This window comes from Polaromonas glacialis, from assembly GCF_000709345.1.
Taxonomy (GTDB): Bacteria; Pseudomonadota; Gammaproteobacteria; order Burkholderiales; family Burkholderiaceae_C; genus Polaromonas; species Polaromonas glacialis.
Map to the genome: position 1 here is coordinate 16,287 of NZ_JMDZ01000040.1, position 24,082 is coordinate 40,368.

Sequence of the window (24,082 nt, forward strand, 5' to 3'; positions counted from 1 at the left end):
TTGCAACACTGCTTCTGCTCACGCAGTTTTAATGTTTGCATCACTGGTTGAATCCGCCATCGATAGCGAGCATTCAAAATCGACGATTTGCATTAAAGATCCGGTAGGTCAGCAAGCGACAGGCGAGTGTGAGCTGGTCCGGCTGCACTTCTGCCCACCTGCAGGATGAGCTTCTTTACTGCTGCCTCAAGCCAGACCTGCTCCTGTGCCTCAAGCGGCAGTTCCGTATTCGATCGCTTCCTCGCCGTCAGCCGGTCGCCGCGAGTCGATGTTAGTTCACCGATCTTGCGCAGCACGTCTTCCTCGATATTAAGCGTAGTGGCAGCGGGCCTCCGACCTCCGGCGGGTATCTCAATCATCGTCAGCACGAAGTAGGCCATGCTCAGGAGCGGCTCTCTACCTTTCTTAAACAAACAATATCGCTGCCAGAGGAAATCCACATCAGGTGTGAATTGGAAGCTCGGATCTGGAGGCTGAGGATAGCGCTTGAACGATTGGATCAGCATGGCATGACCAAAGGCAGTAGCCGACGCGATTGCTTCGGCATGGAGTTCAATAACTCCAGGTGTAGGAGCGCGGTCCACAATTTCCGTGTTCTTGTACTTCAGGTGAGCATTGATGGCTCCCACCTCTAAGGCAATCATCAGTTCCCAAGCGCGCGCGATTGGATCAGACGCTGCACGAACTGAATCGCGATCGACGAAATGTGATTGCGGCAGAAAACTTACGAGGCAGCCGTGCACAATAATCTCGAAATCCATCAGGCTATAAGTCACCGGAGTGGGCGGCGGTTGGTACTTAACCTCCTCCCCGAATACTAAGTTGTAGTGAACTGCTACGACATGAGGATCATTCATGCTTCACATGATACCCAAGGCATTCCGTGGAGACTTTCGGTTGAGAGGATGCGGCACGGGCTCGATATCTCCAAGCGGACGTAATTCCAGGGCTGCTTCCGGCCAAGTTCAGCAGTTCAAGTAGCAGGGATGAATGACTGCTTCAGCTGCAAAGGCGAAGCAGGTTTTGGGTTTAACAAAGGATCGAATTCAATATTTGGCGAAGGATGCCGTTAACTTTTAATAAGGAAGTCGTCTTTGCTATAGCCCGCTGCCAGTTGAGCCGCCAGCCAAGCAGGAGATTTCCCGCGACCAGTCCAAGTTTTTCCGCTCTCGTGGTCCTGGTATTTGGCCGCGACCATACCGCGCTTGTCGCTAACTGGACGCTTGGCGGATGAGCCTTTGCCCAATAAACCTAAATCAGCAGCGGTCAACTCATGCGTTTTGATGAGTTCTTTGGCTGAAGAAATGGCCTGCATGCGTTCGCCTTTTCGCTCTTCATCGAGCTTTTTACGCAATTCATTGAGGGCAGCTTCAGCTTCCTGGATTTTCTGTTGCAGTGTGGAATCTTGTGTCATTGGTATATTTCTTAAAAACGTAAAACTCTATTATAAATACTTGCTTAGGTATTAGGGACCAATGGAACGTAAAACCCACTTAAAGCAGTGCTTGTCGCACTTGCCAGCCGTTAGTCGCTTAAGGAAAATGTGCACAGGTCATTGGTTTCTTGACAGTCAACTTGCAGATCGAAAAGGAGGGTGACTTGCTCAACGAAGGCGGCGTAATATCTCTTCATACGCTGCTTGCGATATATCTTCCAGCTCTTCACGTATCGCAGTCGCTTGCGAGGTAAGGGCTGCGCGCGAAAAGTCTTTCCGCTTGCCAGTTGCGCCGGTAGCGCGCTTTTGACCAAAAAGCTTTAAAAGCCCACGAGCAACCATTGCTTTGACCGTGGTGGTTCGTACCACCAACAGTGGCTGCGCGTATTCGTCAAGAATCCCACCACTAGCCAGAAAACGGCCGTCAAAATCCCGCGTTTCACGGGAAAGAGGATTGGGTTTTTCGTCAGATTCTGCAATCCAAAACCCCGAGTAAAGACGCACTAATGTTTGATCTCCGCGGCTTGCCAAGTGTTGTAGTGTGGCAAGCATTAAAGGGGTAAGGGGTTTGGTTTGGGTTGGAGCGCGAGAAAGCATGTGTAGATTCTCGTCGCTCCAAGCAGGACGCGGGTCATTCGAGTATGGCCCATGCCTGGGGACACTTCACTCCCAAGCGCAATGCTGATGAGGTCGGGCCAGACAAAATCGGTGAATTCGGTGTCGAGGAAAGCGAGCATGGCTCAGCGCCCCTGGCCTTGGCCTGGGACCTTCACGGCCACCTTGCCCACACCCTTGAGGTAATCAATGTTGACCGTGTCGCCCACCTGGGGCAAATCGCACCCCGGCAAGTTGTCCATGTCGTGCCAGACCAAGTCGCCTTCCCGGTTTTTCGCAAGCGCAAACCCGCGTCCATCGACGGCCTTGACCGTTCCTGTCATTTTCCCTACGCGCGGTGCAGCAACTTTTTGCGCTTCGGCGGATTCGATGTGGGCGGGATGCTCGGCTTCGGTTTTATCTTTTTGCTCCAGGCGGTGCGCTTCGGCTTGAGCGGCCTGGGCAGCGGCTTCTTTGACCTGTGCCATGGCCACTTGAACGCCCCGGGCGGCATCGAGGGCGGCTGGCTCGGGGTTCAGGCTCAAAACCTGCGCGGCTGGCTTGGCTACGTCGCCTAGCTTGATGCGGCGGCTTCCTGCCTTACTTGCTCCGGCGCGTCGCACAGCTTGACCTTGCCCGGTTTGTGGGTGTCCCAGACGGTCATGTGAAGCGTTCGGCAATGGCATTCCACCGTGGTTTCCAGCAGCATCCAGACGGCCAGCGGGCAGTTCATGCAGGCTACTGACGAGGTCGGCTTCAGGTGCTGCGGCGCGTTCTTGAGCACGAACGAGGTCGTCGGCAAATCGAGCGCGGGCGTCGGCGTCCCGTTGGTTTCTGCCAAGGATATGGGCAGGAGGCCGGCCCTGGGTTTGAGTTCGATTGAGGACATGGGCAATACCTTTTTGAATCTGTTGCGGGGTCAGGTGGGACAAGCCGGGCGTGATGCCCTGGGCGATTTGGATGGCGGCCAGACGCGCTTGGTCTGCCGGGGTGAATGACACGCGGGCGAGTTCGTCCAGGTGCCTTGCCGATGTCGGCGCGTGGGCGGCTAAAAAGTCTTTGTAGAGGTCGGCTTGAGGTTTGTCATGCTCGGCTTCGAGTTCCTTTTTATTTGATTTGATCTGTTGGGTCAGCGCGGCTTGCGCTTTCTTCTTCGCGTCCTCTGGTGCCTGTGATGTCTCAATGACGACCTTGTCTTGGCGTTTGTGTTCATCAATGTCTTGGCTAGCTGCCTTAAACTGCGCTTCCCGGTTTTTCAGGTGCTGTGAAAACTCGCGCTGCAGGGTCTGGTCAATGGCCTGGCCCGGTTCGCGGCGCGGCTGTGAGTAGGCTTTGGCCAGCTGCTCGGCGTAGCACTGCTTGAGGATCGGCGCGGCTTCCATCCGGTAGTCCAGGTGCATGGCCTGGGTCAGAAAGGCCGCGGCGTCCATCGTTTGATCGCCTACCCGGATGCGCTGCTTTCCAGCGCCATCCATCACGATGCGGCAGCGGCTGGTGTCCAGGCCATGGGATTTGCTTACGTGGTCGAGCACCCGCTTGGCCTCCAGGTGGGCGGCAATTTCCTGGTACTGGGCGGTCTGCGCGGCGCGCTCGATGACCTTGGCGGCGTTCAGATTGGCCACGTATTGACCCACCACTGAATCTTCTTGGCGGTGGTCCGAAGTCCACTCACGGCCTGCGGTGAAGGCTTTTTGGCCGGTGCGGTCCAGGGCCTTGACCATTGCAGGGAGGCTGGCAAACTGCTCGGCGCTGGCGTACACGCTGGCTTCGTGCCGGTGGCGCGTCATGGCCACCCCCAAACTCTCCTTGGTCATGTTTTTGTCGGCCAGGACAAATGCCGCGTCTAAAGTCATGCCCTGGGATTTGTGGACGGTCACGGCATAGCCATAATCGATGTGGATGCCTTGATCCGCCTCCTGCTGCGCTGCAAATTCCGTGGTGCGGCCGCTCTCCAGGGTGACGGTCACGGCGCCTTCTGCGCTGATTGCCGACACGGTGCCAGTGGTGCCATTTTTCACGCCCAGATCGCGGTCGGCTTTGGTGAACATGACTTTTTCACCCACGGCCATGGAGATCGTTCCCCGGCTGGTGGTGACGTCGATTTCGGTTTTGAGCTGGCGCTGCTTTTTGAGTTCGGCCCGCATCAAGTCGTTGAGCTCGATGCGGGCCGAGTTGGTGTGGGCCAGCACAATGCGGCTTTGCTCGGGGTTCATGATGCGGTGAATGCTCCAGTCCCTGACCAGCGCGATCTGTGCGTCCTTGGCAGTGTCTTCCAGGTGGACATGGCCCCGGTCGGCATAGTCCTGCAAGCCGCCAATGTCGTGCACGGCAAACTTTTGGGAAGCCTGGCGCATCCATTCGGTTTTTTGCCGCATGATTTGGGTCAAGCTGGCGACTTCGGCCCGCTGGCTGACCTCCACGAACGCATTGCCATACTCCACGGCGGCAAGCTGCTTGGCGTCACCCACCAGGCGCAGGCGCGCGCCTGCAGCCTCGGTATAGGCCATGAGCTTTTCAAGGTCGCGTGAGCCGACCATGCCCGCCTCGTCAACCACCAGCACGCTTTGGGCGTCGAGCTTGAGATTGCCTTTTTGAAGATCAATCAGCATGCGGGCAATGGTGCGCGAAGGGATGCCGGAATCGCGCTCCAGGTCTTCGGCGGTCTTGCCCTGCAGGATGGCCCCGTATACCTTGAAGCCTTCTTTTTCGTAGGCTTCGCGCATCGCAGCCAGCACGAACGATTTGCCGGTTCCGGCGGCGCCATTGACCACGGCCAGTTGCTTTCCTGCGCACAGCAGCTCGAAAGCTTCACGCTGCCCCGGGTTGAAGGGCTTGGCGGCGATGACCCCCTGCTGCTGGGCAGCTGACACCGCTTGGACAGTGGCCCCGGCCATGCGAGCGGCCCGCTCGGTCAGGCGCTTTTCAATGGCCACAATGGCGCTCGAGGTGAACTGCATCCCGCGCTCGTCGTCGCTGTGAATCACCAGCGCAGGGCAGGCCAGCACGGCTTTCATGGCGGCTTGGTATTGCTCGGGGCCGTCTGTGTTCTTAAGCAGGTGGCGCTCCAATGCGGCTTCTGAAAAGTGCGATTGGTTGAAGGTCAGGAGATCGATGACGTCGCCTGGTGCGGCGATGATCTGCTGCCCAGCAGTTTCGGCTTCCCGTAATTGCTCGGCGGTGCGCAGGTAAGTCGCGTTCAGTTTGGCGCTGACAAAGTCCTGGATATTGGCGTGGTACGCCACCTGCTCGGCTTGCCTCACCTTCATGTATTTCACCAGCGCGTCGATGTGTGACTGGTCTAAAACCTGCGGCCCGGCCAGCCGCTCGATGGCGGCTTGGTTTATTTTCTCGTTGACATAGCCACAATCTTTTTCAAGCGCCATAAAGTGGGCAGTTTCAATCCGGTCGAGCATGTGCGTTTTTTGCGCATCCGTCGCTTTCACATAGTGCTGCAAATAGAATTTCGATGACGGCGTGAGGTACTTTATTTCCCGGGCCCGGTCGATCCACTTTTGCAGCAAAAGTTTTCGCTTGGCAGCGTCTTCGACTTTTTCCTCTGCTTTATGTTCTGCATTTGGTTCTGCGCCTTTTATCTCATAAAAGGCATATTTGTCTTTCATGGATTTGGCTAAAAATTCATCACTGAATTGGTAGTCCTTGAGCCTGACGTTTTGTTGTTGGCCGTGCAGCCGCACTTGCAAATAGTCACCAGCCTTGCCGTGTCCGACCGAAACAACCCCTATTCCCTCCAGCATTTTTCTGAATGCTTGTGGGCTTTCAATCTTTTGCTCGATGAGTTTGTCGCGAATCATTCCAAGTGCTTCACAGTTGCGGCCTTGAAACACGTCTTTTTTGAAGCGTGAAATCATGTCGGCTTCACCCGTAAACTCTGTGCGGCGGTTATCCTTGGGTGAGGCTAATGCATATTTTTGGTTGATGCTTTCCTGAAACGCATCAATAAACGCCATCGTCTTGTCTGTGCCTGCATACTTGGCACTGAGCATTTCAAAAACAGAAGCACGCTCCCCCGTCACCATGTTTGTTTTTGGAATAATAAAATGAATATGCGGGTGACGGGCTACGGTTTCGTATTGCCTGGTTTGTGTATTCCACTTTTGCTCGGTCGCCGTTTTCGGCATATGGGCTTCGGCATACAGGTATATTTCATCCTCGGCATATGCGGCCCCGATGAATTCCTTGAAGTCGGCAGCAATGGCTTTGAGCGTTTCCGGTGAAATATTATTTTCCTTGAATGACAGGGTGACATGGTCGTAACGCTCGGCCTCTGTTTCTCTGGATTCAATGATCCGGTCACAAATATCCAGGTCCCCTTCTAAAACAATACGCTGGTCGATCTGATCGCGGGACAGTTCGCGGCCTTGTTTTTTGCCTTCTTCCAAATATTCTTTGATACCGGCATTGCCGCCGCCAAATTCAAAAATGGCCATTACATCTGCGCCTTGATTCGAGCAGAAATACTGTGAAGCTCGTCCAGGACGGCTGCATAACTGGCAGGCGTGACCAGTCCCATCAGGTTGTCTGAATTGAGCCGGTGAGCGATCTGGTTCATGTTCCTGCTGAGCGCGGCCAACAAAAAGTTGTTTTTTTGAATGTCCGGGTTGGAATTGGCTTTGGTTCTGGTGCGCCGCTTTTTCTTGTTACTGGCATCACCAATCACGACCGTTTCATTGTGAACCACAGCCAAGCGCATAAATGGCGAAATCTTCATTCCCGAGCGGGCGATTTTTTCGTCCCACACTTGCCCATCGGCTTCGTTTAACCGGAAATGGTAAAGGCGGCTCAAGCCTTCACTGGTGTCTTTCATGGCGTCATCCTTGTGCGTAGCACGGCTTTTTTCTCCAGGGCACAGCACTGGGGGGTTCAAAGGGGGACACCCCCTTTGGCACGGTTGGATAAAAATGCGCAGCATTTGTATACAACTGTCGTGCCTAAATTCCTGACCGGGGAATACTCAATCATAGACAACAAAATCAAAATGCCTGATCAATGAAGAATAAATACCAAAGTTATTTATTAATGCAGTTTTTTAATACTTAGATACTCGTGGAGTAGCTAAAAATCATTAAATAATAATTAAATTTATCAAAAAATGAATGCTACATTTAATAAATCGGACGTTTTATTAATGCTAATTCGGTCAACGTAGCGACTGCCGAGGAAAGCAATTCATCAAATAGTAGGAGGCTGTGTGGCAACCAGGGAAGACATCATTGCAGGCTTAAAAAGCCTGCTCACAACAGACACTGAGCGCAGCAAAATGATCCAGATTGGAGAAGTTTATAAAGAAATCATTGAGCTTCAAGAAGCGGGAGTTCGTATGAAATACATTGAGGCACGCCTCAATGAGCGGGGATTTGCCTTAAAGCCTGGCAACCTGACCAGCTACCTGTCCCAAATCAGAAAAAAGAAAGGAATACAAAAAACAAGAGCAGCCCAAAGAGAGCCAAACCCTAAAAAGACAAAACAGTGCATTCTCACGGCTTCGCCGGTTTTATCAAATGAAAAGAAAACACTTGGAATGGCGGCAAAACCAAAAAAACGACAAGCCATTACATCCGACGAGGTAAAAAACTCATTCTCTAAAGTGAAAGATTTTTCTCGCTACGACGACTAACCAAAATAATTGAAAATGAAAAAAATTGTCTGTGTTTTGGCACTAACTGGCAAAGTTGGCAAATCCACATTTGTCAATAATGTGCTGGCGCCTCGCATGCCTGGCGCCAAAATCTATCGACTCGAAACTATTAACTTGTCTGGCATGTCTGAAAATGAAGTAGTGAAAATGAAAGGACAGGATGTTGTGAAGCTTCAAAATGAACTGGCCAAGGTCGACACAGGAATTGTTGACGTCGGAGCCTCTAATGTTGAAGCCTTTATGCTGGCATTGGCGCAGCAGCCAGGCGCGCACCTAGATTATGATTATTTTGTCATTCCGATTGAAGCGACTGATAAAAAAGCAGACGCCATTGATGAGTTCTTGTCCTTGGTGGAGTTGTTGAACAAACAAGGTGTCGAACCAGAGCGGATCAAGGTGCTGTTCAATAAACTGGCTGTGAATGATGACATTGAATATGAAATGCGCAAGGTGCTCAAAGCACATCAAATGGATGGATTTTTCACCTTAGACAAACGAGCCGTCATTCACAACTCCCCCGCGTTTGCAGCACTGAGCGAGGTCAAAAAAACATTTTCAGTCATGTGCGGCGATAAAACGGACTATCGACGTGAATTCAAGGCAACTCCAATTGAAAATGAAACACGTCGTCTTGAATTAACCAAATTAATGCGTGCTCAAAATTCTGTCAAGCCTGTGCTCACAGAATTTGACACTGTATTTGAAGTTTTGTTTGCAGAAAATTAATCATGTCTCAACAACTAACCGATTCAATTGCTTCTCAGATCATGGGCGAAATAGACGCTGTCACTCGCAGAATTGATGATTTGCAGGGACGCATTCAAATTCAATTAAAAAATCAGGGATTTATCAGTCGACAAATAGATGTCGCAAAAAACCAGTTTGCTGACACGCTAAATGGTTTGATTACTGAAGCCGAGGCACTCAAAGGCAGGCAAGCCGCCTTTATTCAAGATAAGGTGGCAGTTTCTATGGCACACATTGAGGAGAAGGCAAACACAGAAATCAAATTATTTGAAATAGCGAGCAAAGAAAAGTCAATGGAGGAAATCAATGCCATTATGGTCAGCGCATATCAGGCAAGGCAAGAGGCTGTCGACGGTGTGCTGGAGTTGATCGAAAGCAAGTTTGTTGAGGCATTGGACACTGTTGCCGTTGCCAATAAGGCATTTGTTGAGGTCAGAGGACTGTTCATTAATGAACTGGTGGAGTGCGTCAAAAACGCAGAAAAAGCCGTTAAGAAATATGATCTGTCATTGCAAATAAGCGCATCACAACACCGGTCAATTGGAGTGTTGGAGTTCTTCTCATTTGCCCTGTTGGCATCAACAATCAGTGCGGCCATTTTGGTGCTTTTCATGACTTACCGCGCGAATCAGGTTCCTGAGCAAGCAGCTTTGGCAGTGCATGGGGCAAAATTCAAGGAAGTCTATTCGCAGCTGGATGCAAAAACACAGGAAAAAATCATCAAACTCTGGAAATAAGTTGCCGCCTTTATCGCGTCAACGATGAGGCACGCCTAAGTACAATGAATTGAACCAGGAGCGCATCATGGATACATGGCTTTCAAACGTGGCTCTGCACTTCATGATTCGAAAGCGGTCAACTCATCTTGGCACGATCTACAGCACCTGCTTCAGCCAAGGAAATGAACGCTGACAAATCTTTTGCAGCAAAAGTATTTTTCAGAAGAAATTAACGGTTTTCGCGGATCGCAATGCATACAAATAATTAACGCGTGCAAAAGCATGCCATGAGCATGGCACACCTTATGTCAACGATTTTTTTAAAAGCAAGTGGTGTCAACATGCTTTTAATATCTATCAGGCATAAACAACATATATTGAAAAATTGACATAAGTAGCCAGTCTACGTCACATAAAGAACAGTAAAATATGACAAACCAAATTGACTTTGAAAAAATCATCATTGATGGCTTGAACAACATTTCTGATGCCGATATTGATGAATATCAACTCGATGGTGGAACATTTGAAGTTTATGAAAAGGTTTCAGGAGATGTATATTTTCACTCTGAAAAGTTGAGGAGTAAGGGCTGGCTTGCGAAACATTTCCCTTTACTTGCCGATGCATTAAATCCTAAGCATGACCATGGAGATGCAATGGTGATTGCTTGCCGGACAGTACATACATACGATTGCATGCTCGGCCCTAAGGAATTCAAGAAAGATTTACTCCAAGATCTTCCAAAACCATTGGCTGAACTGTCAAGAACGAACGTGAGGCGCGTATTTGAAGATCAAGAACTGTATAAAGTTCTCATAAGTGATTACTTGAAATCGCGATGATAAGCGTGCAATAACAGTGTCTTTCAAAACTTCCCCGAAAGCGCATTGAAGCAGATGAGCGAGCAAGCCAAAGAGGTGAAGGCATAGTGAATGTCGATCCTGCGTTCGTACCGAATGGATAATCGGCGCATGCGGGCCAGCCAAGCCAATGTGCGCTCGACGACCCACCTGTGGCGGCCCAACCGTTCGCTACTTTCCACACCACGGCGGGCAATGCGAGGCTGAATGCCGCGCTGGCGGCAAGCCCGGCGGCAGCGCTGGTAGTCATACGCCTTGTCGGCGTGCAGCTTGTCCGGCCTCTGGCGCGGCCTGCCGCGCCTGCCTTTGATGGGCGCTACCCCATCAAGCAACTCGACCAGGGGCACGCTGTCATGCACGTTGGCGCCCGTGAACATGAACGCCAGAGGCAGCCCGCTGCGGTCGGTCAGCAGGTGGCGCTTTGTGTCCGCCTTGCCTCGGTCCGTCGGGTTTGCTCCGGTGGCCGCACACCCCCTTTTTTGCCGCGATGGATGCGCTGTCCATGCAGGCCCGGCTCCAGTCGATGCGCCCTGCCCAGTGCAGGCCCTGTAAGAGTTCGTAGTGCAGCCTGGCCCACACCCCGGCCACTTGCCAGTCGCGCAGCCGGCGCCAGCACGTCACGCCCGAGCCGCAGCCCATCTCCTGGGGCATCATCTCCCAAGGGATGCCCGATCGCAGCACGAACAGGATGCCGGTCAGCGCCGCGCGGTCTGAGACCCGAGGGCGCCCGCCCTTGGGCTTGGGCGGCTCGGCCGGCAGCAGCGGCGTCACGATGGACCAAAGTTCATCAGTTACCAGTGCTCTTTTCATGCCCCCGAGCTATGGGCGACCAAGCCAATTTCTAGGTTTTGAAAGGCACAGTAAGTGCGATAATTTATTCGCCTAATTATGGTGATTCCCACACGCCCATCGCTTGGGACGTCATCGACGGCAACACACCTGCAGCCGAACTGCCCGAATTTCCGGAGCAGCACGGCGCCCCGGGCGGAGGCGACCCCCGGAGCGGAACACTCACCTCATTCAAGAACATGATCGAGTATGTTGACGGCTCCAGAATGAACCAGATGCTCGACAGCCTAGCCGCAGCGGTCGAAGCCGGACTAGGCACGTCGGCCACGTTCCCTGTCGAGTTCTTTGCTACCCCACAGGACGTGCACAACGTTGCCGATGTGCTCGAGGACTGTTCGGCCAGCATCCGTCGTTTCCGCCGGGTACGCCTTCACAAAGATAGCGTTGAACTGTGGCAAATCCATGCAGAAGTAATGAATGCGGGTCTTGACGCCACCCAGATAGATGTCGGCTTCGCCGAAATCCACTTGTGCGTGTCCTGGCGGATGGGCCAAAGGAATGAACACTTCCTGCTGCCGCAGGCGTTGCTTGGCCACAAATTCCCGCACAACCGTGTAACCACCGAGATACTGATGTTCGTCACGCAGGCGCTCAAAAATGCGCTGGGCCGTGTGCCGCTGCTTCTTGAGAACGTCCCGGTCGTCTTGCAGGATTTGATGGATGATGCCAATGAAGGCACCAAGTTTGGGTGCTACCGGACGGTCTTTACGCTGGTAGCCGGGCGGCACCGCGTGATTAACCATCTTGGCGACCGTCTTGCGGCTGATGCCGAACTTCTTTGCTGCAGCGCGCTCGCTCATGGCATCGACCATGACGGCGCGCCTGACTTTGGCGTATAGGTCCACTTCTGTGTACCTCATCTCTGCCTCCCCAGATCCAATCTTGGACCACAGGATAGGCTTAGGACTGGTGACCGGTTACGCCGCCAACTGGCTCCCTTTTACTCCGCCGTTCACATATAAGGAATGCGCAAGCCCAGTGCCGCACTCTTGCCTGAACTGTCTGTGACCATGACTCCACAGTCCTCATTGCGATCCTGACCATGAGCAATCATCCTTCCCTGGTACGAATGAAGCAGAGTTTCCCATTGCACATGCGGCTGGAATTTTTTGTATAGCCGCACATAAGCAGGGTTTGTGTCTTTAATGGTTGGTTTTTTGGTCGGCGTTTCAGACGATCAGCAGTTCGTCACTCAACGCGTAACCTACAGCAGATACGGTAATCTCTCGCCCTTCAATGTGAATGACAGCATGCTCACGAATACCTACCGCTGGGGATCTCATATAGCCTGCATTTGGATCGTGGCTGACAACATAAACATCCCCCTCCTGGAAAATAAACAGATTTGGCGGGAGATCGTCAGCGTTCACTCCGTTAGTTTGTATGATTTCTCTTGAACGGTTTAGTGAAAATGTTCCAAGTGCTGCACTGATTTTGTAGCCAGCTCGACCATCAAGACTATGAACGTACCTCATGTTGACTGCAAGTTTAAATGAATTACAAATAATGGATGCATTATCTGTGTTCCTTACATAACTGGGCTGATAGAACAAAATACAGTCGACTCCACTTACGCCTTCATTCAAAATTTCCTGAGCAACTTTTCCCAGGTATTCCAGATCAGCGTTAACATGGACTCTCATATAAATCACATTGCAAGCATTTCCATCAGCTTCAATATTTTTCTTCATGTTGGCCGCTGCTGCGATAATGTTCCTTCTGAACCTGAGTTGTTCACTGTTGGGACCTGGAGCAATTACCATGATCATGTCGGAGATGTGGCCCTTGGAAACCTCTCCATTAGTTCGATAAAGAGGGGATACAGTAACTTGGACATTTGAGTTAACCTGAACAGACTTCAGCTGATAGAGGTCAATATCTTTTTGTATATAGCGTTTCAAATCCTCAAAATCTTCAATGGAAATCGGCGCTTTTCCATATACCCTTAATGCAAGATTTTCTTTTTCCAGCCTGAGCTTTTGCCTCCACAAATTGCGGAGTTGTTTTGAGTGCTGATTGAATTCCTTTTGAGGGTCTGAAACATCATGATTTTTAATTGAGATGAAATGCTTGGCACCATGCTCATAGGTTGTTACTAGGTCATAGCCTTTTTGGTTTGCCCCAGCAGGATCAACCCTGCCTTGAATAGCTTCAAGCTGTGCAAAGGTAATGATTTCTGTGATGAAGCCTATGTAAGGGTTGTTGGTCTTGACCTTTTTGAGCGTCATCTTCAACCATTCGGGATGAGTTCTTTGAAGCTTCTCAAGTGCGAAACCAAAAATATACAGCTCAACCGTGGACAGCCTGTCACGTCTTTTCCATAATTTTTTGATGGGGTGTGGACCTTCAGCTTCAAGCCACAAAGGATTGAATGCACACTCAATGGCTTGGAAAGCCAGCTCTGCATGCCCAGCATCACCCAGATTGTCGAGCACTCTTTTTCTTTTGCCGGTCATTCTTTTGATCTTTGTTTTAAGTTTAAGTTGACCCGTTTCGATGGCCACTGAGGGCTCGCTCAATGAAGCACTGGGATTATCTAGGTTTGTGTCTTGATGATGTTATATGCATTGCACAAGGGCCAAGTTAGTCCTTTTTGGCTTATCCAGAAAATTTTGTCTTCCCTATCAACCTGGATTGAAAACTCCACAACTTGGTGAGTTTCATTAAATTTTAAGTGCATCGCCTGTGTCCCTATATAGGCTTAAGTATGAACCACCTCAAGCACCTTATTGATACTCAAAAAGCATAGTAAAACCATGAAAATTAATAAAACATGCGAGCATTGCTCAAAGCCTTACTGCGTTCCCAGCAAGCGGGAGAAGTCACGGGTTTGCCGCGTCATTGCTTACGATAACCACCAAGCGGGTTTTGCGGATTTCACTGCCGGCGTTCTCGCTCACGCTGCCGCTGTCGCAGGCGCTTAACGTAGGTCGAATCAACCACCTTGTCAGGGCCAACGCCCAACGCGCAACTCATCAAGCTAGCCACACTTCGATCAGTAAGCGCGAAGGTACGTGGCAGTAATCCGTAGTTGCGTTCGCTCGACTCTTGGAGTGCGACAAAGAATGCCTTAAAGGTGCCATCCAGCCCGGCCTTAGGTCCTTCTGTTCCCGCCTCAGTGACTACATCGTGTGGCAATGGGGTAGCTCGTGCCGCGTCATCCGCAATCACTTGAACGACTTCGCTCAGCGAAGGCCAGTATTTGAGATCAAACTGGCCAGTGATGCACTCCAGCTTCTCTTTCACCCAATGCTCATAGCTGTAGTTCTCTTTGGCTGCTGCGTGGATCAGATCCACAGGGTGATAGTGCGTGTCGCAGGTAAAGCCTGAATGATTCTTCAACTCTGTGCGTTCATTTAATAGGCTGGCAAGCTCTGTTGCCATCTCTGCAATCTGTCGGTTCACCTCGATGAGCCTCAATCTTCCCTTACGGGCCTCTAGATTTGCTTCCGGGTTCCAGAACGCTGCAATGCTCAGTAGTTGATCAAAGAACACCTTCAGCGCGAGAGAATGGTCATGGAGCTTACTGTGTAGTTCACCGTAGGCCTCTTCCAGTTCGAGCCCGCGCTCAAGGAGTTGATCAATGATTTTGACCTCGCTGGGCAAAATTGCCTTTTCGATTCTGTCGCTTCGCTTTTGGCGTAGAAGTGCCTCGCAGATCTCACGCGCACTTTTCATGGAAGATTGTTCTGTTGCCACAGTAGTTCCTAATTAATGTTTCCCATGAGCGTATCTAAGGAAAGCAAATCTGTCGGTACCTGAAAACATGAAATTTCAGAGGGATTCAGGTACCGAGCCGCGCGTACATGTTTAGATTAACGCCGCCGTCTAGATGGCAGAGGTAAATCCAAGCCTCCCAAGCTTGGGCAAGGAAAGCCGCTAGGGACACAGCCGAGCCAGCGCGACCTTGTGATAGGATAAAGGGGCTTATCGCAGCACCCCCATCCGCCTTGGAAGGCGGCCCTTCGCGCTGCAGCGTATCAACATCATCTAAGCCATCGGTCGCCCTGACGGGAACCTTTGATGCCCATGATCGGTAGCGGATGCAGATCGGGCTCAAGGATTTACTTGATGTCTAGACCTACACATGTAGCGGGGAATACACCTGCTTCACCGCTTCGATTTAAGCGCCTTGCCGATCTGATGCGCAAGGAAAATCCTGACCTTTCCCATCTAGACGCCCTGAACATACTTGTGCGCGAGTGCGGCTGGCCAAACTACAAGGCGTATGAGAAAGCTTGGAAGGCTGACCGCGCCAGCGAGGCAGCAGGCTTTGTACTCACCTTGAGTGCACACTGGGCCGGCACGCGCACTTGGGGTGTCGAAGTTGCCCAGGTCAGACTTTCTGAACCATGGTGGAGGTTTTTGAGCTTGGCGCAAAGGCGCTCTGTGGTGGCCGTTGCCCACTTTCGCATCGAAGGCAAAGACCGCGCCAAGCTGGTGTCCTCATCAAACTTCAACAACGCGGAAAACGCACGTAACCGGTAACTGAACGGCGTCCTTCCTTGCAAAGGTGTCGCCGGGAACAATGCCTTCATCGATTTACGATGAGGAGCAACAGCGATGCAAGCCATGGTCAACGAGGGCGTAAAGCGCCGTCACCGTTTGAACGAGCAAGCCTGGCTCGAAGCGTTCAAACGCTTTGAAGGCGCCGGATTGACGGTAGAGGCGTTCTGCCGCCGTGAGGGTCTGTGCCGCAGTAGCTTTGCCCGCTGGCGTTCGCGCTTGCTTGGTGGGGCTGGCGTGCCTCGCCAGCTCAAGCAGGACGCCCAAAGCCAGGCACCGATGGCTTTCGTCGATTTGGGTGTGATGGGCTCGGGTGCGCCCGCGCCCTGCCCGGCGCTGGAGTTGCGCCTGGACCTCGGCGCGGGTCTGACCCTCACCCTGGTTCGGCGCTGATGTTCTTCCCCGAAGGCCAGATTCGCGTCTTCCTTTTTGGTCAACCGGTGAGCATGAGGCTGTCCTTCGATGGCCTGTACGCACTGGCGCGGCACGGGCTGCATCAGGACCCGCTGAGCGGGCATCTGTTTGTCTTCGTCAACCGCCGCGCCACGCAGATGAAGGTGCTGTACTTTGACCGCAGCGGCTGGTGCGTGTGGGCCAAACGACTGGAGGCCGGGACATTCTTGCGTGACTGGAGTGCGGTGGTTCACCGCGAGATGGACTGGACGGCGTTGAAACTCATGCTCGAGGGCATCGAGCCCAAACGGCAGTACAAGCGCTATCGCAGCCCGCGCAATTGGGGACAATCCTGTGCCGTACCGCAGGCGCCCTCGGTAACATAAGGTCCATGTCTTTGACGCTGACGCCCCGAGTTCCTGATGCCATCGCGGTGGCTGCGCTCGGGCCTGCGAAAATAGCGCAGATGCTGCAGAGCCAGGCCGCGCAGATCGAGGAGCTCAAACGCCAGATCGAGTGGTTCAAGCGCCAGATCTTCGGCAACAAGCGCGAGCGCTTTGTGCCCCAGGTCGATGCGCAGCAGATGCACCTCGGCCAGTTGCTGGGCGATCTTGCACAGCCTGGCGATCAGAGCGAAACCACCCAGATCGTTCCCGCCCACAAGCGCCGCCGGACCGTCAGCGACTTTAGCGATGAGGGGGCTGCGGCGGCGACATTCTTCGACGAGGCCAAGGTGCCGGTGCAGGTCATCGAGGTCCCCAACCCCGAAGCACAAGGTCTGGCGCCCGAGCAGTACGAGGTCATCGGCGAGAAGGTCAGCCACCGCCTGGCGCAGCGCCCAGGCAGCTTTGTCGTGCTCAAGTACGTGCGCCCCGTGATCAAGCGCCGCGACACGCAGACCCTGCACTGTCCGAGCGCGCCGCTGGGCGTCATCGAGGGCAGCCGTGCCGACGTCAGCTTCATCGCCGGCGTGTTGCTGGACAAGTTCCGCTGGCACCTGCCGCTGTACCGCCAACACCAGCGCCTCCAGGAGGCCGGCTTCAAGACCAGTCGGCCGTGGTTGACACAGCTGGTGCAGCAAGCGGCACAGTTGCTCGAACCCATCTACACGGCGCAGCTCGAGTCGATCCGTGCCAGCCGCGTCATCACGATGGACGAGACCCCGATCAAGGCCGGTCTGGGCGGCGGCGGCAAGATGAAGACCAGCTACTTCTGGCCGGTTTACGGTGAACATGACGAGGTGTGCTTCCCGCACTTCGAGTCACGTCGCCATGAGCATGTGCAGCAGGCCCTCGGCCTCAAACGCAAACCGGGCACCGTGCTGCTGAGCGACGGCTACGAGGCGTATGCCAGCTACGCCAGCAAGAGCGGCATCACCCACGCTCAATGCTGGGCCCACTCCAGGCGAGCGTTCTTCGAAGCGCAGGGCGCCGAGCCCCAGGGGGCGGCCGAAGCCTTGCGCCAGATCGGCGCGCTCTACCAGATCGAGGACGATATCCGCCAGGCCAAGCTCTCGGGTGAGGCCAAGCGCGTGCATCGTCTCACCCACAGCAAGCCTCGGGTTCAGGCATTCTTCACCTGGGTCGATCAGCAGTTTGAACAGCAGGGCCTGTTGCCGAAAAACCCGTTGACGAAGGCCTTGGCCTACGTGCGCGAGCGTCGTGCGGGGCTGTCGGTCTTCCTCGAAGACGCTGACGTGGCCATCGACACGAACCACATCGAACGTGCCCTGCGCCCGATTCCGATGGGCAAGAAGAATTGGTTATTTTGTTGGACGGAGGTGGGCGCCAAGCATGCCGGCATCGTGCAAAGCCTGATCGCGACATGCCGGCTGCACGATATCGATCCATACACCTACCTCGTCGATGTCTTGCAGCGCATCAGCATGCAGCCGGCGCAGCGCGTGCATGAGCTCATCCCGCGGCTGTGGAAGCAACACTTCGCCGAGCGTCCCTTGCGTTCGGATCTGGCTCCATGAGCGAGCTGTCCCAGGCCCAGGTCGTCCAGGCGGTCGTTTCTGTGGAACGCATGAGCGCTGCACAGCGCGTGCAGCTGGCCGACGAAATTTATCTGCGCCAGCCCAACTTGCTGGCCTCGGTGCTGGTGCTCGAGCGCATGGGCGTGAGCCTGCAACAGCTGGAAGTACCGATTTACATCCTGATGGTGGCCTACCAGGCCATCAAGGCCTCTAGGCTGGACTGGCCCCTCATCACGGAGGACGTTCAGGAGCGCTGCCTGCAGCGCCTCAATGGCAGCATTCGGTTCGACGAAGGTTTGAGTCCCGAGCTTATGCGGCAAGCCGCCCAACAACGCGTCGACGGTCATGCGCAACGCTATCTGCTGGCGTTCGTACACGGATACTTGCGCGATCATGACTTGCTGGCGGTTCGCAGCGATGCCGAGAAATACCTGCTGCTGGCGTCCTTCAATCTCGTCGAATGCATCGCCGCCACCGCGCCCGGCGGCACACCTCAGCGCCGTCCTTCTTCTGGCAAGCAAGCCGCGCCCTGACTCCGACCTTCCTGAGCATTCGGGCTTACGCGTCAACAACGCCGCAGGGTTACCGGTTACAAACGCACAGCATTACGCCGGCAAGGCCGCCCGGGCTTTAGCTTTCGTCGATGCGCTGCGTGTCGTGCCTGCCAAGTCGCGCGCAGCGTACGAATGGCTTGGCATGGACTTCTCGGAAAGGCGATGCCCTGCCCTGGACCACGAGCTGGAGTGGCTCGATCCCTCGACAGGCGAATTTTTCCTCACCAATGAGCCCTATCTGGACGCGTTAACCCTTAAAACACAGGCACAGCAAGCGTGGCTCCATAACCAAGGGCTTCAGGCATTAACGCTTCCGACGCTCTCCATCCACAACCCTCCTAAAAGCGTCATGCAACTTATCACCAGGGCAGATTCGAAGGCGCTGGCTGCGCGCTTGGTGGTACGCCGCCAGCGCCTACAGCGAGCGCTTGCGGCGGTCGATGCACCTCTTACATCCGAGCCGCATCAAAAGATAGCGCCAGTTTGAACTTCTGCTGGGCTAGGTGCTTTTATATTATTTTTTGGAGTTGCTATGCCTTTACTTGTTGACCCGTCAGTTGTATTACCGTCTTTTCAAAAGGCCATGGATGCAGGTGTGATCGAGGTTCATCCCTGCACACTGGACAAGACACTATTCCATCATTTAGACATTGCGGATGGAGAACCTCGAATGACATATGCTCGCTTGGACAAAGCAAAGCAGGTGACGGTCTTGGTCCAGTTCTTTAATGCGGAGCCTTACGAGGGCGAGCGATGCTTTGACGTAGGCTGGGCCGTTCCATTGAAATTTAGAGGGAAAGGTCGTGCCGGCGAAGCATTTCTTGCGGCCGTGCGTGAGTTGCGGCACATTTTCTTATCAAAGCAACAGGGTAAGAAGTTCTATCTCGAAGGAATCATCGGTGTTGATAACCTTGCATCACGCAAGACGGCAGAGAAGGTATTTGCAAGTGCTGGCATCTCTGGCACAGATACGAACTCCGGCGCGCCCATTCTGCAATTTGTCCGTTGCATTGAAAATACAACGAACCTTCGGCTGCCATGACGCCTAAGTTGTAAATCGACACGGACCTACAACTGCATGAAGCGGCTTCGTCGCAAATTTTGCGGCGCGGCTGGCACCAGCGTTAATCGGCGGGCGTCGCAACAGGCTAACCGCTCAATTGCCTGGAAAAACTACTGGCCAAAGCACGCAAATGGTTGATTATCTTGACCTCTGGAAAAAAGCAGAGGCTGAAGTCCATCCAGATGCTTTTTCAAGCCAATGAACGGTGATGTCGTTCAGACAAGTAAATTTGGCCCAAATTGAAGGGTCAGATTTGCTTAAAAACTGCCTACAACGCCAGTTTCAACGCTGTGGTATGCAAGCAATTTTGGCCCTTGCTGGCGGTTTCAAGCAAATCTGACCCCTGATGGCGGCCGGACATTGGGTTCGAAAGGTCAAATTGCACGGTTTAAACACTGTTCGGAGGTGTTTTATCTCGCCAAGAAGGCCTTCGATGGGTTCGGTTAAAAGTAGGGCCAGATTTAGTTGCAAAGTAGGGTCAAATTTAGTTGTCTGAACGGGCAAAGACCCCTGCTTTGGCCTTTTCCCGGCCCACCGCCCTAAGATAAGGATCATTATCTCAGGGCCAAATAATGCCGCCAAAACTTGGTTTGGCGCGACAATGGGACTTGTGCCAGGCGCTGCCACTGCCTGCCCCCCTTCCCCTTGCGCCTTCCCCAGCGAGCCCACCCAACCCATGACACCGACTCCCTCCTCCCCGGCGCTACTTGGGCATCGAGCACAACGACGAGAAAAGGAAGCGGGCATCTTCAGCTCATAAACTGTAAATTTCGACACCTTTTGGGTGCCGTTTTCATTTGTACGTTAGCTTTATATGTTGAGTTGGAAGCTAACCCATCAGCTTTTTAGCAGCGATACCCTCGTCTGTTGCACATTCAGGGCATGTAACCAGTATTGCGCCAACGGTCTGAACTAGCCCGCCTCGCCTGCATGCTGTTGCGCGCCATGCAAAACCGCATGATTTGCATGTCACATTGACTGAGTTAACTCCCGTTTTCACTCTTGCACCGGAGTTACGGCTTGCGTTTATTTCGCGTGAAGTCGAATAGTCGAGTAACACGTTAGTAAAGAAAAATCTCTCAGTTTCAATATCCATTATTGGCTCCTTTTTTGTAGTCCAATTGTCGAGCATGGAAAGTTGTGTGAGTACGTGGCATAGCAACGCAAGCACTGAAACATCAAGCTAGAAGTCCAGATGCTAGCTTCTGGCATAGTTCTCCCGTAATTATTTACTTACAGGATTCTATGAAGCCCATCATTCCAACTTTGCTTTTGGTCGTCAGCTCGGCGGCCCATGCAGGGCTTGATCGCGCAGGAAATGTGTTGACATCTGATGAGGAAAGTGCATTCACCATACAGAGCATGGTTCTGATGGGGCTGTTTTTCTGGGGAATTTACAAATTCACAGAAAAGGTTCTATCGTGGTCTTCAACTGCTTGTTTTTACTCATCGCTCATTGGCAGCGCTTTGCTCGCAGTTTTGAGCACGAAAATTTGAAATTTTTAAAGCCTTGGTTTTCCGCACACTTTGCCTCGCCTGAAAATACAAGGGTTTAGCGCATACGCCACATCGGCATTTTCAAGTGCACATCACGTCCTTCCAGCGGCGGATGGATGAGCTGGGCAAGGTATTTGGTTAAGTGATTGAAGTAAAAATTACCAATATTTAGGGCTATTTTCTTAGTCATAATTAAGTGGTACCGTGTGGTACGGTATAGTACAAATCCACACGATACTATCCTATACCGTATAGCGCCGTGCGGTGTGGCAAGGTCCCGTGTGGCAACATACCCCACCATTGAAACTAAAAAGGCTGAACATGATGATTGTGGTGGGCGCCCAAAAGGGCGGCGTCGGCAAATCAACGCTTGGGCTAAACCTCACCGTTTGGAGAGCGCATCAACCAGGGCATAGCAAAGTATTGTTGATTGACACGGACGCGCAAGGGTCAGGCCAGCTCTGGGTATCCATTCGCACCCGACAAGGAATTGAGCCGAAAATTAGCTGCGTCATCGGCCAAGCCGGCACTATTGTCGATGCCATCCGGGCGTTGCAAGGCTCGTTCGATGACATCGTGATTGACACCAAGGGCGACGAAAGCACCGAACTGGGCGAAGTGCTTGAGATTGCTGACAAGGTGGTCACACCACTGCGCCCTGCAATGTTCGATATTGCTACCCTTGGCTACATGGAAAAGCTGGTGAAGTCGAAGCGCATGATCAACCCCAAACTACAGGCACTGGTCTTGGCGAACTACGCCCCGAGCAATAAAGGCAATACCAAAGTGCCTCGCATGCGGCGTACAGTGGCCGAGCAGTACAAAGGCTATCGGATGCTAGAAACGGCCATCGTCAACCGTAGCCTGTACGACCTTTGCGGCGAGCGCGGCAAGGGCGTGATGGAATTGCCAAAGGGCACTCCTGGCTTTGCCAAGGCCTGTGAGGAAATTGAACAACTAGCGCAAGAGGTTTGGGCATGAGCAAAAAACCACCTGTTGAGGACACTTTCAGTATGCCGCCGGCGCTGAACCAAGCCGCATCGACCGATGATTTAATGGCACTCATTCGCTCCAAGCAGGAAAACATAAAGCCTGTTGAAGTGGTACCAAGTGGTATGGTACCAAACCACACTGAACCACATTACACCGTAGCAGACAATACGGCATGGCGCCATGCTATGCCAGACCACACAGCACCAGCTCAGACTGCACCGCCCGCAAACAATCCAGAATCGACGCCCAAGCGCAAACCCAAGACAGCACCATGGGATGACGCGAATCCAAAGGTGCCAGTGGGCTTCAATTTCAGAATGGATCAGCGTCTGCACGCCAAAGCGGTTTGGCTTTGTGAAAACATGCCGGCCATGAGTCAGCAGAAGCTGTATCGAATGGCAGTGGAAGAAAAGATTGAAGAACTTCTCAAGAAATACTACAAGGAGTAGGGGAGCGCGATTTGTACCCGCATTCCACTGATAAACGGCTGTTCGATTTTGAGTTATCCACAGCAGGTTAAAGCTCGGGGGTTTTTAATATAGTTTCTTCTGTTTCTTGAGGAAGCTGTTTTTTGAGAAAACCCCTTAAAAACCCGCGTCAATGCTGCATTCTGCATGTGGACAACTTCGAACCTATTCGGACAAATCCCGGTATCAAACGGACAGTTTCCCGGGTCAGTCGGACATATTCCGGTGCTGTTGGTTAAAAAATAGGCAGTGAAAGTTTGACAAAACGGGAGGGCAATGCGGTAATAGTCGGACTCTATGTATTTCATGTACGACTAACCCGGTATCTGTCCGAATGGCCCAACATAATCCGCAACTTCTAGACCCTATCACTACACTGGCAACAGAAGACGCTAGGGACCGCTACGTTTCGATGAGCAACCGGCTGGCTAGATCAGCGCAAGGGCTTAACCTGTCTGAAAAGCGTCTGGTGGCGCTAGGCTTGGCTGGCACCGACTCTGTACCGCTCAAGAGCTTAGTGCTGGCAGCCAATGCGGGCTGGAAGATGAAAGTCACCGCCATGGCTTACGCCGAGGCCTTTGGCATTCATCCCACGACCGCTTACGAGCAGCTTAAGTCATCTTCTGAAAAGTTGTTTGAGCGCTACGTACGCTACGAGATCAAAGACAGGCGCGGCCTGGTCGTTGAAAAGAAATTTCGCTGGGTATCGGGCGTCACGTATGCGCCGGGTGACGGCTATGTCGAACTCAACTTCACGCCCGAAATTGCCCCGCACCTGCTGGGCCTGCGCAAGCAATTCACCAGTTACAAACTGCGCCATGCTGCAGCGTTTGACAGCATCTACGCATGGCGTCTGTTTGAAACTTTGAAGTCATGGCAGAGCACCGGCTTGTACACCACGTCCATTGAGAACTTTTGGGAGGTCATGGAAGCGCCGCCCAGCTGCCGTAAGGACTTTAAGGCGCTGCGCATCCGGATTATTGAGCCAGCCGTGGCGGCGATCACTACCAAGGCATCCATGCTGGTGGAGTGGAAGCCGATACGCGCAGGAAGCCGACGCGTCACCAGCTTGGAGTTTCGCTTTGCACCCAATCCACAGGGTCAGCTTGACATGGGAGAAGGTGACCTGGAGTCTGATGAGTCGGACGTCGTAGAGACTAAGTCCGACTAACCCGGAATTTGTCCGAATAGACCGCCGCCTTGAGCAGCTTGCCTCATGCCGTGATCAGGCTAGCCCGGCCAGCTTGAAGAAGCCGATAACGAGTATTACCCTTGAAGACTTCCCCTAGATCCCGGAGGGCTCCCGCATGAAAGTCGAGGAGCAGTACCGCCGCGCCCTGGAAAAGGCGCTGGGCGCGCCCGAGGAGGTCGTGCCGGCTTACCGCGCCTAGCTCAGCGTCAGCGAAAGCGGCAACGACCTGGTAGGCAAGGAGGAGGCGGCTCAGGCCAGCCAATGGCAAAAGGCCTCGGACCTGGCCCGGCAGGCCGGCTTTCGCTCTTTAGGCGAATCGCCCGAGGCCTACTTTGAGTTCAAGCTGAGCCGCTGACCGGTTAGCGCGCGGCGCAGTACCCAGTCTGCAGCACGTGGGTTTGCCGGCATCGGCCAGCTTGGGTTTCTTTCCCTAGCGCAAGTCTTCATTTCCGGGCATCCGGGATTGCACCGTGCATGCCCCTAAAAGGGTGAGGGCTATACTACTGTGTATATGTGGCGCTGTTCGCATTACGTATTGATTAGCTGTCTTCCGAGCCCTGAGACGACGAAATACTCGG

24 protein-coding genes are annotated in these 24,082 nt (G+C 53.1%); 15 read left to right on the forward strand and 9 right to left on the reverse strand.

The annotated features are described in order from the left end of the window. Positions 1 to 92: 92 nt before the first annotated feature. The 5 genes from EC86_RS0100060 to EC86_RS0100080 all read right to left on the reverse strand — a co-directional run bounded on the left by EC86_RS0100060 (position 93) and on the right by EC86_RS0100080 (position 6,854). Positions 93 to 761 carry a hypothetical protein gene (locus EC86_RS0100060; protein ID WP_156955109.1) on the reverse strand — a complete coding sequence of 223 codons (669 nt, stop codon included), beginning with the start codon at positions 759 to 761 and terminating at the stop codon, positions 93 to 95. Positions 762 to 1,069: 308 nt separating this feature from the next. Then, positions 1,070 to 1,414, reverse strand: a complete 345-nt coding sequence (locus EC86_RS0100065) for an H-NS histone family protein (protein ID WP_051675642.1) — start codon at positions 1,412 to 1,414, stop codon at positions 1,070 to 1,072. Between the two features lie 189 nt (positions 1,415 to 1,603). After that, positions 1,604 to 1,987: a hypothetical protein gene (locus tag EC86_RS28375; protein WP_156955111.1), complete on the reverse strand. Its 384-nt coding sequence runs from the start codon at positions 1,985 to 1,987 to the stop codon at positions 1,604 to 1,606. 188 nt (positions 1,988 to 2,175) lie between these two features. Then, a complete protein-coding gene (locus EC86_RS26815; protein WP_051675643.1) occupies positions 2,176 to 6,477 on the reverse strand; it encodes an AAA family ATPase in 4,302 nt (1,433 codons plus the stop codon). Next, positions 6,477 to 6,854, reverse strand: coding sequence for a plasmid mobilization relaxosome protein MobC (locus EC86_RS0100080; protein ID WP_036771504.1), 378 nt, complete (start codon positions 6,852 to 6,854; stop codon positions 6,477 to 6,479). The genes EC86_RS26815 and EC86_RS0100080 overlap by 1 nt, the downstream gene beginning before the upstream one ends. A 384-nt stretch (positions 6,855 to 7,238) precedes the next feature. Here EC86_RS0100080 and EC86_RS28380 point away from each other — a divergent pair, with 384 nt between their 5' ends. From EC86_RS28380 to EC86_RS28385, 4 genes are all read left to right on the forward strand, one after another. Then, entirely contained in the window at positions 7,239 to 7,664 is a 426-nt protein-coding gene (locus EC86_RS28380; protein ID WP_156955113.1) for a hypothetical protein, read from the forward strand. A 15-nt stretch (positions 7,665 to 7,679) separates the two neighbouring features. Continuing rightward, positions 7,680 to 8,411, forward strand: a complete 732-nt coding sequence (locus EC86_RS0100090; RefSeq protein WP_156955114.1) for a hypothetical protein — start codon at positions 7,680 to 7,682, stop codon at positions 8,409 to 8,411. 2 nt (positions 8,412 to 8,413) lie between these two features. Continuing rightward, complete coding sequence (locus tag EC86_RS0100095; protein WP_029523694.1) at positions 8,414 to 9,169, forward strand: hypothetical protein; 756 nt, start codon at positions 8,414 to 8,416, stop codon at positions 9,167 to 9,169. A 411-nt stretch (positions 9,170 to 9,580) separates the two neighbouring features. Beyond that, positions 9,581 to 9,994 carry a hypothetical protein gene (locus EC86_RS28385; protein ID WP_156955117.1) on the forward strand — a complete coding sequence of 138 codons (414 nt, stop codon included), beginning with the start codon at positions 9,581 to 9,583 and terminating at the stop codon, positions 9,992 to 9,994. 23 nt (positions 9,995 to 10,017) lie between these two features. Here EC86_RS28385 and EC86_RS27395 read toward each other — a convergent pair. The 4 genes from EC86_RS27395 to EC86_RS0100125 all read right to left on the reverse strand — a co-directional run bounded on the left by EC86_RS27395 (position 10,018) and on the right by EC86_RS0100125 (position 14,539). After that, positions 10,018 to 10,822 (reverse strand): IS5 family transposase gene (locus tag EC86_RS27395; RefSeq protein WP_408633854.1). Its coding sequence is split into 2 segments (ribosomal slippage): positions 10,018 to 10,485 and positions 10,487 to 10,822, totalling 804 coding nucleotides; the frame shifts between segments, so codons are not numbered across the junction. 290 nt (positions 10,823 to 11,112) lie between these two features. Further along, on the reverse strand, positions 11,113 to 11,673 hold the full coding sequence (locus tag EC86_RS28390; protein WP_156955120.1) for a hypothetical protein: 561 nt from the start codon (positions 11,671 to 11,673) through the stop codon (positions 11,113 to 11,115). A 357-nt stretch (positions 11,674 to 12,030) separates the two neighbouring features. Further along, positions 12,031 to 13,365: a hypothetical protein gene (locus EC86_RS0100120; protein WP_029523697.1), complete on the reverse strand. Its 1,335-nt coding sequence runs from the start codon at positions 13,363 to 13,365 to the stop codon at positions 12,031 to 12,033. Positions 13,366 to 13,738: 373 nt separating this feature from the next. Beyond that, positions 13,739 to 14,539: a hypothetical protein gene (locus EC86_RS0100125; protein WP_029523698.1), complete on the reverse strand. Its 801-nt coding sequence runs from the start codon at positions 14,537 to 14,539 to the stop codon at positions 13,739 to 13,741. A 393-nt stretch (positions 14,540 to 14,932) separates the two neighbouring features. Between EC86_RS0100125 and EC86_RS0100130 the strand changes: the two genes are divergently transcribed. From EC86_RS0100130 to EC86_RS0100180, 11 genes are all read left to right on the forward strand, one after another. Beyond that, complete coding sequence (locus EC86_RS0100130; RefSeq protein ID WP_156955122.1) at positions 14,933 to 15,349, forward strand: hypothetical protein; 417 nt, start codon at positions 14,933 to 14,935, stop codon at positions 15,347 to 15,349. Between the two features lie 75 nt (positions 15,350 to 15,424). After that, positions 15,425 to 15,760 (forward strand): IS66 family insertion sequence element accessory protein TnpA, encoded by a 336-nt coding sequence (tnpA, locus tag EC86_RS0100135; RefSeq protein ID WP_029523700.1) that lies wholly within the window; start codon positions 15,425 to 15,427, stop codon positions 15,758 to 15,760. Further along, positions 15,760 to 16,146, forward strand: coding sequence for an IS66 family insertion sequence element accessory protein TnpB (tnpB, locus tag EC86_RS0100140; protein ID WP_029528140.1), 387 nt, complete (start codon positions 15,760 to 15,762; stop codon positions 16,144 to 16,146). The genes tnpA and tnpB overlap by 1 nt, the downstream gene beginning before the upstream one ends. A gap of 5 nt (positions 16,147 to 16,151) precedes the next feature. After that, the gene (tnpC, locus tag EC86_RS0100145) at positions 16,152 to 17,738 is read left to right on the forward strand and encodes an IS66 family transposase (protein WP_051675644.1); all 1,587 of its coding nucleotides are present in this window, start codon (positions 16,152 to 16,154) and stop codon (positions 17,736 to 17,738) included. Next, positions 17,735 to 18,271, forward strand: a complete 537-nt coding sequence (locus EC86_RS0100150) for a hypothetical protein (protein WP_029523703.1) — start codon at positions 17,735 to 17,737, stop codon at positions 18,269 to 18,271. Before tnpC ends, EC86_RS0100150 begins: the two co-directional genes overlap by 4 nt. A 163-nt stretch (positions 18,272 to 18,434) precedes the next feature. Next, positions 18,435 to 18,779, forward strand: a complete 345-nt coding sequence (locus EC86_RS0100155; protein ID WP_156955124.1) for a hypothetical protein — start codon at positions 18,435 to 18,437, stop codon at positions 18,777 to 18,779. Positions 18,780 to 18,824: 45 nt separating this feature from the next. Further along, a complete protein-coding gene (locus tag EC86_RS0100160) occupies positions 18,825 to 19,334 on the forward strand; it encodes a GNAT family protein (protein WP_156955126.1) in 510 nt (169 codons plus the stop codon). A gap of 1,266 nt (positions 19,335 to 20,600) precedes the next feature. Beyond that, positions 20,601 to 20,852, forward strand: coding sequence for a hypothetical protein (locus EC86_RS0100165; protein WP_029523706.1), 252 nt, complete (start codon positions 20,601 to 20,603; stop codon positions 20,850 to 20,852). A gap of 321 nt (positions 20,853 to 21,173) precedes the next feature. After that, entirely contained in the window at positions 21,174 to 21,833 is a 660-nt protein-coding gene (locus EC86_RS0100170; RefSeq protein WP_029523707.1) for an AAA family ATPase, read from the forward strand. Then, on the forward strand, positions 21,830 to 22,294 hold the full coding sequence (locus EC86_RS28395; protein ID WP_156955129.1) for a hypothetical protein: 465 nt from the start codon (positions 21,830 to 21,832) through the stop codon (positions 22,292 to 22,294). Before EC86_RS0100170 ends, EC86_RS28395 begins: the two co-directional genes overlap by 4 nt. A 430-nt stretch (positions 22,295 to 22,724) precedes the next feature. After that, a complete protein-coding gene (locus EC86_RS0100180) occupies positions 22,725 to 23,483 on the forward strand; it encodes a replication initiation protein (protein WP_232229738.1) in 759 nt (252 codons plus the stop codon). The last annotated feature ends 599 nt before the right edge of the window (positions 23,484 to 24,082 follow it).

Bases quoted from the DNA above. Each gene is read 5' to 3' on its own strand.
- EC86_RS0100160 (WP_156955126.1), top strand. From the start codon at position 18,825: ATGCCTTTACTTGTTGACCCGTCAGTTGTATTACCGTCTTTTCAAAAG.
- EC86_RS0100095 (WP_029523694.1), top strand. From the start codon at position 8,414: ATGTCTCAACAACTAACCGATTCAATTGCTTCTCAGATCATGGGCGAA.
- EC86_RS0100180 (WP_232229738.1), top strand. From the start codon at position 22,725: ATGAGCAACCGGCTGGCTAGATCAGCGCAAGGGCTTAACCTGTCTGAA.
- EC86_RS0100130 (WP_156955122.1), top strand. From the start codon at position 14,933: ATGTCTAGACCTACACATGTAGCGGGGAATACACCTGCTTCACCGCTT.
- EC86_RS0100090 (WP_156955114.1), top strand. From the start codon at position 7,680: ATGAAAAAAATTGTCTGTGTTTTGGCACTAACTGGCAAAGTTGGCAAA.
- EC86_RS28385 (WP_156955117.1), top strand. From the start codon at position 9,581: ATGACAAACCAAATTGACTTTGAAAAAATCATCATTGATGGCTTGAAC.
- EC86_RS28375 (WP_156955111.1), bottom strand. From the start codon at position 1,987: ATGCTTGCCACACTACAACACTTGGCAAGCCGCGGAGATCAAACATTA.
- EC86_RS0100125 (WP_029523698.1), bottom strand. From the start codon at position 14,539: ATGAAAAGTGCGCGTGAGATCTGCGAGGCACTTCTACGCCAAAAGCGA.
- EC86_RS0100155 (WP_156955124.1), top strand. From the start codon at position 18,435: ATGGACTTCTCGGAAAGGCGATGCCCTGCCCTGGACCACGAGCTGGAG.
- tnpC (WP_051675644.1), top strand. From the start codon at position 16,152: ATGTCTTTGACGCTGACGCCCCGAGTTCCTGATGCCATCGCGGTGGCT.
- tnpA (WP_029523700.1), top strand. From the start codon at position 15,425: ATGCAAGCCATGGTCAACGAGGGCGTAAAGCGCCGTCACCGTTTGAAC.
- EC86_RS0100150 (WP_029523703.1), top strand. From the start codon at position 17,735: ATGAGCGAGCTGTCCCAGGCCCAGGTCGTCCAGGCGGTCGTTTCTGTG.
- EC86_RS0100170 (WP_029523707.1), top strand. From the start codon at position 21,174: ATGATGATTGTGGTGGGCGCCCAAAAGGGCGGCGTCGGCAAATCAACG.
- EC86_RS26815 (WP_051675643.1), bottom strand. From the start codon at position 6,477: ATGGCCATTTTTGAATTTGGCGGCGGCAATGCCGGTATCAAAGAATAT.
- EC86_RS0100060 (WP_156955109.1), bottom strand. From the start codon at position 761: ATGGATTTCGAGATTATTGTGCACGGCTGCCTCGTAAGTTTTCTGCCG.
- EC86_RS0100165 (WP_029523706.1), top strand. From the start codon at position 20,601: ATGAAGCCCATCATTCCAACTTTGCTTTTGGTCGTCAGCTCGGCGGCC.
- EC86_RS28395 (WP_156955129.1), top strand. From the start codon at position 21,830: ATGAGCAAAAAACCACCTGTTGAGGACACTTTCAGTATGCCGCCGGCG.
- EC86_RS28390 (WP_156955120.1), bottom strand. From the start codon at position 11,673: ATGGTCGATGCCATGAGCGAGCGCGCTGCAGCAAAGAAGTTCGGCATC.
- tnpB (WP_029528140.1), top strand. From the start codon at position 15,760: ATGTTCTTCCCCGAAGGCCAGATTCGCGTCTTCCTTTTTGGTCAACCG.
- EC86_RS0100080 (WP_036771504.1), bottom strand. From the start codon at position 6,854: ATGAAAGACACCAGTGAAGGCTTGAGCCGCCTTTACCATTTCCGGTTA.
- EC86_RS0100065 (WP_051675642.1), bottom strand. From the start codon at position 1,414: ATGACACAAGATTCCACACTGCAACAGAAAATCCAGGAAGCTGAAGCT.